Consider the following 12,233-nt stretch of genomic DNA (forward strand, 5'->3'; position numbering starts at 1 on the left):
ATTATCAGATTTAATAGAAAAAAACGAGTAAAACTGATAATCAAATAGTTTTACTCATTTTTTTCTACTATCAATCAACCATTGAATAGCCTCTGCCATGTATCGTTTGAATATATCTATCTTTCTTCTCGCACTTTAACTTTTTTCTGACATACCCAATATATAAGTCTACTACATTTGGATTTACTACTACGTTATCTCCCCAAACCTGGTTCAAAAGCATTTCACGGCTCAATATTGTATTTTTATTCTTGATTAAAAATACAAGTAAATCGTACTCGCGCTTAGTAAGCACGAGGTTTTCGCCACTTTTTTTCACAATATTGCTAGATGCATCAACAAAGAGGTCTTTAAACTGAAAAAAGCTTGTCCCATTTTGCTGGATATAGTCACTTCTCCTTAAAATAGCTTGAACCCTTGCTACTAATTCTTCTTTCACAAATGGTTTTCTTATATAATCATCTGCCCCTGCTTGTAACCCTGCTATGCAATCCTTGCTAGAAATATTGTCGGTCACAATAATGATCGGCGTTGTTTTAACAAGTCGTATTTGTCTGCAAATTTCTGGTCCGGACATACTTAATGAATCCCAGTCCAATATGATAATATCCCAATCTTGTTCGTATACTATATTTAAACCTTGGTTTTCATTGTGAAGTTTTAAAATGAAATGGCCTTCTTGCGTTAGACCGCTTACGATTTTCTTCGCTAAAGACCTTTCATTCTTAATTACTAACACCTGCCTCACCGATGGTTCACCTCTACTTCAATATAACTTGGTTAGATAAAAAATTATCTCAAAAAAATAATTTAAGATTTATACATATTAAATTCCTAAAAAAACCATTATAACAGCTTATTAGGAGAACTCTATATAATCTTACAATAGATACAAGTGAAAACACAAAAGATATGAAGATTTAAATATAGACCATGTAATCATTAAAGGTATCTATAGTATCTACCTGCTTATCATCAATAACGATGTTTTCATTTTCTGTTTCAAGGGTACAGTCCTCAACTTGAGTATTTTATAAATAACAAAACAAAAAGAACCATAACCTTGCCAAAATGGCAAAGTTATGGTTCATATCATACAAAATAAAAAACCACCAAATATGTATTGGTGGAGACGGTGGGAGTCGAACCCACGTCCAAAAATATCGGCACTTAAGCTTCTACGAGTGTAGTCGATATATTAGCATTTCGCGAACTCTTCGGCCTATCGACAGGCTTCCAAGTTGCTAGTCTGATTGTTCTCTTCCTTCGCCCTCAGACGGCGAACTCCGGCGTAGTCCACTTAGTTTGAGTCCCTTACCCTACCACATGGACGATGGAGGGAGGAACCTTTAGTGCAATTAAGCAGCTAAAGAAAGATTGTTTTGTTTGCCAATTATAGGCTTTGACGTTTTAACGAGGCCGATCCCCTCGACTCGCAACCTAAGCTCGAACTATCCCTGTCGAATCCGTAACGTCCCCATGATAAAAATGGAGCATACGAAGAAAATATCGTGATAGCTACTAAGAGCTGTTTTTCAATGTGCAACAATCTTACATAAGTTATTATAACATACGCGCGTCGTTTTACAAATGTAAATATCTGTATTACATCTTTTGACGATCACGGAACGCGCGTGCAATTTCACGTTTTGCTTCTTTCTCTTTTAAATCGTTACGCTTATCATATTGCTTTTTACCTTTTGCTAAACCAAGTGCCATTTTCGCGAATCCATTTTTTAAATAAATTCTAACTGGAACTAATGCGTAGCCTGTTTCTTTTGAAGCACCCGTTAACTTCTCAATTTCTTTTTTATGAAGAAGTAACTTTCTCGTGCGAAGTGGATCATGGTTGAAACGATTCCCTTGCTCATATGTGCTAATATGCATATTATGAACCCATACTTCACCATTATGTACACGTGCAAACGCATCTTTCAAGTTCACGCGTCCAGCGCGAATCGACTTAATTTCCGTTCCTTGAAGGACAAGCCCTGCCTCGTATGTTTCTTCAATGAAATAATCATGAAATGCTTTTTTATTTTGTGCAATAACCTTACCTGTACCCTTTGGCATATAACGTCCCTCCTCTATTTTTACTATTGTAACAAATGTTAATAAAAAGCGAAAGTGGCTCGCTCAGAATGTGAGGTGGATGGAGCTTCTGACCTTGAGGCGCTCTTTGCCTCTCGGGAAGAAGCGAAGCCGCCAAACATTCTAGCCACTGTAGCTGGATTTCACAAAAGCGAAAGTGGCTCGCTCTCAAGCCACCAATAAAAAAAGAAAAAGCCTCGCTTTTCATCCAAGCGAAGCCCTCTTTTTCTTACTTACGCTTTTTCTTTTTCTTCTTGAATCCTGGTACGTTTTCGAAGAATGCTTTTTTCTTCTTGCCGTTACCATCTTTTTTCCCTGGCTGGCTAGCGGATGCTGACGCGGAAGCGGATCCTCTTCCTTTTCCTGTGCCTTTTCCTTTGCCACCACGGTCAAATTTTCTACCTGTACCACGTTCTCCGCCGCGTTCATTACTACGCTCGCTACGTCCACCGCGTTTCTTTCTGCCTGTTCTTGGCTGTTCGATAACGACTGGGCGATCTTTGAACTTACGACGAGGTGTACCTTTCATGCCAACGATTTCAAAGTCGATTGCACGCTCGTCTTTGTTTACGTTAATAACGCGAATTGTAATTTCGTCTCCGATGCGGAATACGTTACCTGTACGTTCTCCGATCATTGCGAAATGTTTCTCGTCATAACGGTAGTAATCATCCGTTAAGTAGCTAACATGTACAAGACCTTCAATTGTATTTGGAAGCTCTACGAATAAACCGAAGTTTGTTACAGAGCTAATCATACCGTCATACTCTTCGCCAATCTTATCAACCATATACTCTGCTTTTTTCATTTCGTCTGTTTCACGTTCTGCTTCAACAGCACGGCGTTCCATATTAGAAGAGTGCTCTGCTATCTCAGGTAAGTTTTCACGCCATTTTGCTTGTGTTTCATGGTCGACTTTACCGTTAATGATGTATTCACGAATTAATCTATGAACGATCGTATCTGGGTAACGACGAATTGGCGATGTGAAATGTGTATAGAACTCAGTTGATAAACCGAAATGTCCTAAGCTTTCCGAATCGTAACGCGCTTGCTTCATTGAACGAAGCATTACTGTTGAAATAACTACTTCTTCCGGCTGTCCTTGAACCATTTCAAGAATTTGTTGCAGCGCACGAGGATGTATTTCATTCGCACGTCCTTTTACTGCATATCCGAAGTTCGTTACAAACTCGAAGAATCGTTCCAGCTTATCTTCTTTCGGATCTTCATGGACACGGTACATGAATGGTACGTTCATCCAGTGGAAATGCTCTGCTACTGTTTCGTTCGCAACAAGCATAAATTCTTCAATTAACTTCTCTGATACAGAACGATCACGCATGACAACATCTGTCGGTTTTCCTTCTTCATCTACTAATACTTTCGCTTCTTTAAAGTCAAAGTCGATTGCACCGCGGCGCATACGTTTTTCACGTAAAATTTGTGCCAATTGCCCCATCTCTTTAAACATCGGTACGATCGGCTCATAGCGTTTGATTAACTCTTCGTCCTCATCTTCTAAAATGCTTCTTACGTCAGCATACGTCATACGCTCTGTCGTTTTAATCACACTTTGGAAAATCTCGTGCTTCACAACGTCACCTAGGTTGTTGATTTCCATTTCACAAGATAACGTCAGACGGTCTACTTTCGGGTTTAACGAACAAATACCGTTAGATAGACGATGCGGAATCATCGGAATTACACGGTCTACAAGATATACACTCGTCGCTCTCTCCGCTGCTTCTACATCAATTGGAGAACCTTCTTGAACGTAATGACTTACATCCGCGATATGAACACCAAGCTTGTAGTTACCGTTCTCAAGCTTCGTTACTGTAACAGCATCATCTAAATCTTTCGCGTCTGCACCGTCAATCGTTACGATCATTTGGTCACGCAAGTCACGGCGATCTTTTAAATCTTCTTCTGAAATCGTTTCTGGTACACTGTTTGCATGCTCCATCACTTCTTCAGGGAATGCTAAAGGTAAATGATGTTTATGAATGACAGATAAAATATCTACTCCTGGATCATTTTTATGACCTAGAATTTGAATAACTTCACCTTCTGCACTTAAACGATTCTCTGGATAACTCGTAATTTTCACAACTACTTTATGGCCTTCTACAGCACCCATTGATGCACTTTTCAAGATAAAGATATCACTCGTCCAGCGCTTATTGTCAGGTATAACAAATCCAAAGTTTTTCGATTCTGTATATGTACCAACTAGTTCTTTCGTGCCGCGCTCTAAAATACGTACAATCGAACCTTCTTGGCGTGATCCACTTGATTGTGCGCTAACACGCGCTAATACTGTATCACCATGAAGTGCACCGTTTAACTCTGTAGGCGGGATGAAAAGATCATCGTCTCCCGTTTTCTTCTCGTCTGGTACAACGAATGCAAAGCCACGTGCATGTCCAATTAACTTACCACGTACTAAATTCATCTTTTCAGGAAGACCGTAACGGTTACTACGTGTGCGAATAACAAGTCCCTTCTCTTCCATCGTTACAAGTGCCTTTACAAAATCTTTAAAGCCCTCAGAACCTTCAATCCCAAATGCCTCTTCTAACTCTTGTATCGTTAGCGGTTTATACGCTTCTTCTCTCATAAATAATAACAACTTATCAATATGTTCTTGTATGATTTCTTCCAAGCAGAAATACCTCCTTTAAACCCTTATATTATTTAGTGTATCCGAAAGACTGGGGATGTATAAAGCGAAACTTTAATACTCCCCTAATGATTTTTACAGTTTTCACAAAAAATTCCTTATGAAAAAAAGAGGCAACTAGATATTACCAATCTAGTTGCTCCAAGAAGTTATATACATCCTCATGTAGCTCGTCACGTTGCTTATCAAGTGTAATGACATGCGTAGAGTCTTCATACCATTTAATGTCTTTTAACGTAGATTCTACACCGTTATAAATAATGTTAGCACTATCTGTATTAATCATTTCATCATGACGTGCTTGTACAACAAATGTCGGTGCATAAATCATATCCACATTGTTACGTACGTCAGCAATTAATTGTTGTAATGCTTTTAATGTATTCATCGGTGTCTGTTGGAATTCCAACATTTCTTGTTCGATTTGCTCTGGTGATTTTTGCTCACGTTTTTTATATTCGCGGGCATATGCCAATATACCTTGGTACATCGTTTCTTCACTCTTAATATACATTGGTGCACACATTGGTACTACACCTAAAACCGGTACTGTATAACCTAATTTTAAAGAAAATACGCCGCCAAGTGATAATCCAGCAACAGCAATTTTCTCAAAGCCTTTATCTTTTAAAAGCTGATATGCCTCCATTACGTCTTGCCACCAATCTTCAGGACCTGTATGAACAAGCTCTTCTGGTGGTACACCGTGCCCTTTAAAAATTGGCGCATGACAAGTATAGCCTTTCTTTTCTAAGAAACGCCCTAACATACGTACATCAGCTGAGTTTCCTGTGAAACCATGTAGTAATAAAACAGCGCGGTCTCCACCCTCAAATGTAAATGGTTTCGGAGATGCTAATTTCATCATGTACTTCTCCTCTTTCTCTTCTGTAATCTAGTCGTATTCTTTCTATATCTTAGTGTACCATATTTATATTTCTATAATCTAATTAGAAACATCTTTCAAATGGCAAAATAAAAAAAGAAGAACCATTAGTACAACTTACTAACGCTTCTTCTTTCAATTCTATAAATTTAAGTACGTAACAGCAATTGTTAATACGAAGAATAGAACCGCTAAAACAATTGTAATACGGTTTAATACTGCTTCAATTCCACGTGCTTTTTGCTTACCAAATAATTGCTCTGCACCGCCTGAAATTGCACCTGAAAGGCCTGAGCTATTACTAGACTGCATAAGTACCATAACAATCATTAAAATCGATACAATAATAAGTAAAACGGATAATAACGTATGCACTTGGCGTACCTCCTACAAAGATTCAGTTATTTTAACTGTAGCATAAATTCTATAGAAAAGCGAGAGCTATAGAGTCGCTCTCGCTTTTCTTCTATTACATAAACATCATTGCAAATAACGGCCCGAGCAAACATGTCAAAATTGCTGTTAATGTCATTGTTACCGATCCAATAACACCTTCATGTTCATTATTTTTCATCGCTCTCATTACACCCATAATATGAGAAGCACATCCAAATCCGATACCTTTACCAACTGAGTTTGTAACACGGCTCCATTTTAATAAAAGTGGGCCGGTAATCGTTCCAGTAATACCTGCGATAACAACGAAAGCTGCTGTTAATGACGGTACACCACCAACCTGCTCTGAAACACTCATCGCAACTGGCATTGTCACCGATTTTGGTAAAGAAGATAAAATTAAGCTTTTATCCGTTCCCATAAGTGATGCAATAGCAAAATCACTCGCTATTGCAACTGTTGTCCCTACTAATACACCACCAGCAATCGGTACAACATATTTTTGCAGAACGTGACGTTGTTTATAAAGAGGAATGGCAAATGCTACAACACCGGGTCCCAGCAGTTTTGCAATCCAGCCACCACCGCTTTCCATATAATGTTGATATGGTATATCAAGCATGATAAATAAGAAAGCCATTAATCCTGTTGCTACAAGCATTGGAATGGTGAATGGTGTTGGAAATAATTTATAGATTTTTTTAGATAATTGGTATAATAGCACCGTAAAAAGAACCCAACCGATTCCGATTAATATTTGGCTCATCTCGACTCTCTTTCCTTTCTATTCGCAAGATATTGTCCTGTATGTCCTGCGACAATAATAATTAAAAATGTACTCGCTACAATTGTAATGAAAAGAGAAATTCCTTTACTCATAAAAAAAGCACCGTAATTCATTAGGCCAAGCGTTGGCGGAATTAATAAAAACGGCATAATAGCTACGAGTGTTTCTGCTCCTAAATCGAACCATTTCACTGGAAGAACTTTTAGGCTAAGTAAAACAATTAAGAGGAACATTCCAATCAAACTTCCTGGAATCGGAATATTTAACACTTCTTGTACCCAAGTTCCAACCATATAAAAAACGTAAAGAGCAGCAATTTGGACAAGAATCTTTGTAAATTTCATGTTCATCATCCCTCATGTTTATACGATCTTCTGTTAATATCTTTATCATAGTATAAATTGTAAAAAGCTGCAATTTATCAACTTGACAGCAAAAACGGCCTATGTTACACGCTTACAACCTTGATATGACTGCATTCCTAATAGAAAATTAAGTCAAAAACCTTGACCTAATATAAGAAGTTTTTATTTTCTGAATTTATAAGGTTGTTATTTTAAGAAAATAATCTTTTTATCCTTAAGCTTACATATATATAAAGTGAAACTTTAATCAGTGGGGGGTTTCTTCATCCCCCACTGATTATTAGTTGAACCAATCGGACTTTTATGGGCAGTTGATCCCCCACCTAAATTCTTTGCTTTCGCTGAATTTTGAGGTGGGGGTCTTACTGCCCATTAAAGTGGGATAAACAAGATAGGTGGTGAACATATGCCCAAAAAAGTTCTCATTTTTTGTGATCCTGGTATTGATGATACGATGGCTCTCCTCTTAGCATTCTTTATCGATGAAATAGAGATCCTCGGCATTGTTGCTGATTACGGCAATGTTCCAAAAGAAATGGCCGTACAAAATGCTCATTTTCTTAAGAATGAAGCAAAGGATAGAAATATCAAGATATTTGGCGGATCAGAACGTCCACTTACTGGTGCTCCTCCCGCTTTTTTTACAGATGTACACGGGAAACAAGGGCTTGGTCCCATTATTCCAAAGGGAAATGTGACTAACGGAGAAATGGAGAATTTCTTTGAAGTTATTCCTCTTATTGAACAATATAAAGAAGAATTAATTATTGTCAGTTTAGGAAGACTTACCTCCCTAGCAATTTTATTCATCGTATGCAAACAGCTAATGAAGCAAATTAAATCTTACTACGTAATGGGCGGCGCCTTTTTACATCCTGGTAATGTGACTCCTATTTCCGAAGCGAACTTTTATGGCGACCCTACTGCCGCTAATATAGTCCTTCAATCCACAGCTAACATGTATATATACCCGTTAAACGTCACCCAGTATTCTGTCATTACACCAGAAATGGCTGAATACATTGAAGTGAAAGGAAAAGCCCCACTCGTCAAACCGTTATTCAATCATTATTACTACGGATATTATAAAGATGCCCTGCCGAATTTAAAAGGAAGCCCCTTTCATGACACGATGCCAATACTCGCTTTACTTGATAACTCTATGTTTACGTATCACAAATCACCTATCGTTGTCATGACGGAATCCTATGCACAAGGAGCAAGCATAGGGGACTTTCGCTCTTTAGGAGAATCTAAGCCATTTATTGATTGGCCGAGTCACCAAATCGCAATTGATTTTGATTATAACCGTTTCTTTAAACATTTCATGTCACTTATGACGGGTGAAGAGTTTTAATATAAAAAAACAGACCGTGATTTCTCACGGTCTGTCGTTATTTTCTACAATTATCGTTTGATGTTGTAGAAAGATTTGATACCATCGTAAACAGCGATTTCGCCTAGTTCGTCTTCGATGCGTAATAATTGGTTGTACTTAGCAATACGGTCAGTACGGCTCATAGAACCAGTTTTGATTTGGCCAGCGTTAGTTGCAACTGCGATGTCAGCAATTGTAGCATCTTCAGTTTCACCAGAACGGTGAGATACAACTGCTGTGTAACCAGCACGTTTAGCCATTTCGATAGCTTCGAAAGTCTCAGTTAAAGTACCGATTTGGTTAACTTTAATTAAGATTGAATTAGAGATACCTTTTTCGATACCTTCAGCAAGTTTTTGCGTGTTAGTTACGAATAAGTCGTCACCAACTAATTGTACTTTATCACCGATACGCTCAGTTAATAATTTGTGACCATCCCAGTCGTTTTCGTCTAAACCATCTTCAATAGAGATGATTGGGAAGTCTTTGCAAAGCTCTTCGTAGAAATCAACCATTTCTGCAGAAGTTAAGCCAGTACGGCCTTCGCCTGCAAGGTCATATTTACCAGTTTCTTTGTTGTAGAACTCAGAAGAAGCAACGTCCATTCCTAAGAATACGTTCTCGCCAGCTTTGTAACCAGCTTTTTCGATAGCTTCGATAATTACTTCTAATGCTTCACGGTTAGAACCAAGGTTTGGAGCGAATCCACCTTCGTCACCTACTGCAGTGTTAAGACCTTTGTCATGTAATACAGCTTTAAGTGCATGGAATACTTCAGCACCCATACGGATTGATTCTTTGAATGTTGGAGCACCAACTGGTAAGATCATGAACTCTTGGAAGTCTACGTTGTTATCAGCGTGAGAACCACCGTTGATGATGTTCATCATTGGAGTTGGTAATTGTTTTGCATTGAATCCACCAAGGTAACGGTATAATGGAAGACCTACGAAGTCAGCTGCTGCGTGAGCTACTGCCATAGATACACCAAGGATAGCGTTAGCGCCTAGTTTACCTTTGTTTGGAGTGCCATCTAATTCGATCATAGCACGGTCGATACCAGCTTGGTCAGTTACGTCGAAACCAACGATTTCTGGAGCGATTGCTTCGTTAACGTTGTTTACTGCATTTAGAACACCTTTACCAAGGTAACGAGATTTGTCACCGTCACGTAATTCTACTGCTTCGTGCTCACCAGTAGATGCACCACTTGGTACGATAGCGCGTCCGAAAGCGCCGCTTTCTGTGTAAACTTCTACTTCTACAGTTGGGTTACCACGAGAGTCAAGGACTTCGCGAGCATAAACATCAATAATTGTTGACATAATAAATTCTCTCCTTTTTATATAAGCAAATTATTTAATAATTGTTTTACCTGTCATTTCTTTCGGTTGTTCCACATTTAAAAGCGTAAGCATTGTTGGAGCGATATCTCCTAAAATACCACCTTCACGAAGCTCTACATCATTTTTTGTAACGATGAAAGGAACCGGGTTAGTTGTATGAGCTGTCATTGGTCCACCATCAGCAGTTAACTCCTGATCAGCATTACCATGGTCAGCAGTAATAAGTGCTACACCATCTTTTGCAAGAATCGCTTCTACAACTTTTCCTAAACATTCGTCAGTTGCTTCTACTGCTTTAATTGTTGGTTCCATCATCCCAGAATGGCCAACCATATCACAGTTTGCAAAGTTAAGAATGATAACATCATGTTTATCATTTTCGATTTCATTTACTAAAGCGTCCGTTACTTCGTAAATGCTCATTTCAGGTTTCAAGTCATACGTTGCAACCTTCGGTGAGTTAATTAAAATACGCTCTTCTCCTGGGAATTCAGCCTCACGACCACCGCTAAAGAAGAATGTAACGTGCGGATACTTTTCAGTTTCCGCGATGCGAAGTTGCTTTAATCCCGCTTGCGCAACAACTTCACCTAATGTGTTATCAAGGTTCATTGGCTTGAATGCCACGTAACCATCTACAGTTTCACTGAAATGTGTCATACAAACGAATTCAGGAATGTGAGGTACTTTTTCACCACGATCGAACTCACGGAAGTCTTCGTTTGTAAATACACGAGCAATTTGAATTGCACGGTCTGGACGGAAGTTATAGAAGATAACTGCATCATCATCATTGATTGTTGCAACTGGCGTGTTATCTTCGTTAACAATTACAGACGGCAATACGAATTCATCATAGATACCGTTCGCATAAGAGTCTTCTACACACTCTTCTGCTGATTTATAAGTAGGGCCTTCACCATTCACCATAGCACTGTAACATTTTTCTACGCGATCCCAACGCTTGTCACGGTCCATGGAGTAATAACGACCAGAGATAGTCGCGAATTGTCCTACTCCTGTTTCTTTAATTACTTCATTCGTTGCATCGATATAACCTTTTGCCGTTTGTGGTCCAACATCGCGGCCGTCTAAGAATGCATGGATATAAACTTTCTCCACGCCTTCTTTTGCTGCTAAGCGAAGAAGAGCAAACATATGGTTCATGTGACTGTGCACACCACCATCAGAAAGTAAACCGAATAAATGAAGAGCAGTACCTTTTTCTTTTACGCTTTTAATTGCATTTTGGAAAGTTTCGTTCTGATCGAACTCACCTTCACGAATTGCAACGTTTACGCGTGTTAAGCTTTGATATACAATGCGGCCAGCACCGATATTTAAGTGACCAACCTCAGAGTTACCCATTTGACCTTCTGGAAGACCTACTTCCTCACCACAAGCTGTAAGCGTTGTGTGAGGGAATTTGTTCCAGTAACCATCAAAATTAGGTTTCTTAGCTTGTGCTACAGCATTCCCGTGAGTTTCTTCACGTAGTCCGAAACCATCAAGAATGATTAAAGCTGTTGGCTTTCTCATTTTACCGCCCCCAGAAGACCTAAGAACGAAGCAGGCTCTAAGCTAGCACCGCCAACTAAAGCGCCGTCGATGTCAGATTGTGCCATATACTCTTTAATGTTTTCTGGTTTTACGCTACCGCCGTATTGAATACGAACAGCTTCTGCAGCTTCTGGAGAAACAGCTTCTGCAACAACTTTACGGATATGCGCACATACTTCGTTTGCATCTGCAGAAGAAGAAGATTTACCTGTACCGATAGCCCAGATTGGCTCATAAGCGATAACAGTTGCTTTAACTTGCTCTTCTGTTAAACCTGCAAGTGCTTTTGTCACTTGACCTGCTACTAGATCAAATGTTTTTCCGCTTTCGCGCTCTTCTAAAGTCTCACCACAACATACGATTGGTGTTAAACCATGTTCAAATGCTGCAAGAGTCTTTTTGTTTACTGACTCGTCTGTTTCAGCAAACATTTCACGACGCTCAGAGTGGCCAAGTACTACATAGCCTACTTTTAAGTCGCTAAGTGCTACTGGGCTAATTTCGCCAGTGAATGCACCATTTTTTTCGAAGTGCATGTTTTGTGCACCTACTTGTAAGTCAGTTCCTTCAGTTGCCGCTACTAAGCGCTCTAAAAATAGAGCTGGAGAGCAAACTACTGCATCAACAGCTGAAGCTGCTGGGATTTGACCTTTAACTTCCTCTACGAAGCTAACTGCTTCAGATAGAGTTTTATTCATTTTCCAGTTACCTGCGATAATTGGTTTACGCATGCTTTGC

General features: G+C 39.1%; 11 protein-coding genes and 1 other RNA gene. 1 reads left to right on the forward strand and 11 read right to left on the reverse strand.

The genetic code is table 11. The features are described from left to right. Positions 1 to 70 precede the first annotated feature (70 nt). The 8 genes from ACTFOB_RS12870 to ACTFOB_RS12905 form a co-directional block, all read right to left on the reverse strand. On the reverse strand, positions 71 to 748 hold the full coding sequence (locus ACTFOB_RS12870) for a response regulator transcription factor (protein WP_151632188.1): 678 nt from the start codon (positions 746 to 748) through the stop codon (positions 71 to 73). A gap of 376 nt (positions 749 to 1,124) precedes the next feature. Next, positions 1,125 to 1,479, reverse strand: a transfer-messenger RNA (tmRNA) gene (gene ssrA, locus ACTFOB_RS12875). A gap of 126 nt (positions 1,480 to 1,605) precedes the next feature. After that, a complete protein-coding gene (smpB, locus tag ACTFOB_RS12880) occupies positions 1,606 to 2,073 on the reverse strand; it encodes an SsrA-binding protein (protein ID WP_001123922.1) in 468 nt (155 codons plus the stop codon). 247 nt (positions 2,074 to 2,320) lie between these two features. After that, positions 2,321 to 4,759: a ribonuclease R gene (gene rnr, locus ACTFOB_RS12885; protein WP_440026289.1), complete on the reverse strand. Its 2,439-nt coding sequence runs from the start codon at positions 4,757 to 4,759 to the stop codon at positions 2,321 to 2,323. A gap of 142 nt (positions 4,760 to 4,901) precedes the next feature. Further along, the gene (gene estA, locus ACTFOB_RS12890; protein WP_161940854.1) at positions 4,902 to 5,642 is read right to left on the reverse strand and encodes a carboxylesterase; all 741 of its coding nucleotides are present in this window, start codon (positions 5,640 to 5,642) and stop codon (positions 4,902 to 4,904) included. Positions 5,643 to 5,804: 162 nt separating this feature from the next. Then, complete coding sequence (gene secG / locus ACTFOB_RS12895; RefSeq protein WP_000557263.1) at positions 5,805 to 6,038, reverse strand: preprotein translocase subunit SecG; 234 nt, start codon at positions 6,036 to 6,038, stop codon at positions 5,805 to 5,807. Positions 6,039 to 6,132: 94 nt separating this feature from the next. Continuing rightward, the gene (locus tag ACTFOB_RS12900) at positions 6,133 to 6,825 is read right to left on the reverse strand and encodes an LrgB family protein (protein WP_000078299.1); all 693 of its coding nucleotides are present in this window, start codon (positions 6,823 to 6,825) and stop codon (positions 6,133 to 6,135) included. Continuing rightward, on the reverse strand, positions 6,822 to 7,190 hold the full coding sequence (locus ACTFOB_RS12905) for a CidA/LrgA family holin-like protein (protein ID WP_151632181.1): 369 nt from the start codon (positions 7,188 to 7,190) through the stop codon (positions 6,822 to 6,824). The genes ACTFOB_RS12900 and ACTFOB_RS12905 overlap by 4 nt, the downstream gene beginning before the upstream one ends. 427 nt (positions 7,191 to 7,617) lie before the next feature. Between ACTFOB_RS12905 and ACTFOB_RS12910 the strand changes: the two genes are divergently transcribed. Then, on the forward strand, positions 7,618 to 8,568 hold the full coding sequence (locus ACTFOB_RS12910; RefSeq protein ID WP_440026293.1) for a nucleoside hydrolase: 951 nt from the start codon (positions 7,618 to 7,620) through the stop codon (positions 8,566 to 8,568). 50 nt (positions 8,569 to 8,618) lie between these two features. Here the strand turns inward: ACTFOB_RS12910 and eno are convergent, their stop codons facing one another. The 3 genes from eno to tpiA are packed head-to-tail and all read right to left on the reverse strand — an operon-like array spanning position 8,619 to position 12,226. Beyond that, positions 8,619 to 9,914, reverse strand: coding sequence for a phosphopyruvate hydratase (gene eno / locus ACTFOB_RS12915; protein WP_000103948.1), 1,296 nt, complete (start codon positions 9,912 to 9,914; stop codon positions 8,619 to 8,621). Between the two features lie 30 nt (positions 9,915 to 9,944). Further along, positions 9,945 to 11,474 carry a 2,3-bisphosphoglycerate-independent phosphoglycerate mutase gene (gene gpmI, locus ACTFOB_RS12920; protein ID WP_001231145.1) on the reverse strand — a complete coding sequence of 510 codons (1,530 nt, stop codon included), beginning with the start codon at positions 11,472 to 11,474 and terminating at the stop codon, positions 9,945 to 9,947. Further along, the gene (gene tpiA / locus ACTFOB_RS12925; protein ID WP_001231042.1) at positions 11,471 to 12,226 is read right to left on the reverse strand and encodes a triose-phosphate isomerase; all 756 of its coding nucleotides are present in this window, start codon (positions 12,224 to 12,226) and stop codon (positions 11,471 to 11,473) included. The genes gpmI and tpiA overlap by 4 nt, the downstream gene beginning before the upstream one ends. Positions 12,227 to 12,233 lie beyond the last annotated feature (7 nt).

The organism is Bacillus cereus group sp. MYBK79-1, from assembly GCF_051915365.1.
In the GTDB taxonomy this organism is placed as follows: Bacteria; Bacillota; Bacilli; order Bacillales; family Bacillaceae_G; genus Bacillus_A.

Excerpts from the sequence above, each read along its gene's own strand:
- smpB (WP_001123922.1), bottom strand. The coding sequence starts at position 2,073 with ATGCCAAAGGGTACAGGTAAGGTTATTGCACAAAATAAAAAAGCATTT.
- estA (WP_161940854.1), bottom strand. The coding sequence starts at position 5,642 with ATGAAATTAGCATCTCCGAAACCATTTACATTTGAGGGTGGAGACCGC.
- ACTFOB_RS12900 (WP_000078299.1), bottom strand. The coding sequence starts at position 6,825 with ATGAGCCAAATATTAATCGGAATCGGTTGGGTTCTTTTTACGGTGCTA.
- ACTFOB_RS12905 (WP_151632181.1), bottom strand. The coding sequence starts at position 7,190 with ATGAAATTTACAAAGATTCTTGTCCAAATTGCTGCTCTTTACGTTTTT.
- ACTFOB_RS12910 (WP_440026293.1), top strand. The coding sequence starts at position 7,618 with ATGCCCAAAAAAGTTCTCATTTTTTGTGATCCTGGTATTGATGATACG.
- eno (WP_000103948.1), bottom strand. The coding sequence starts at position 9,914 with ATGTCAACAATTATTGATGTTTATGCTCGCGAAGTCCTTGACTCTCGT.
- gpmI (WP_001231145.1), bottom strand. The coding sequence starts at position 11,474 with ATGAGAAAGCCAACAGCTTTAATCATTCTTGATGGTTTCGGACTACGT.
- tpiA (WP_001231042.1), bottom strand. The coding sequence starts at position 12,226 with ATGCGTAAACCAATTATCGCAGGTAACTGGAAAATGAATAAAACTCTA.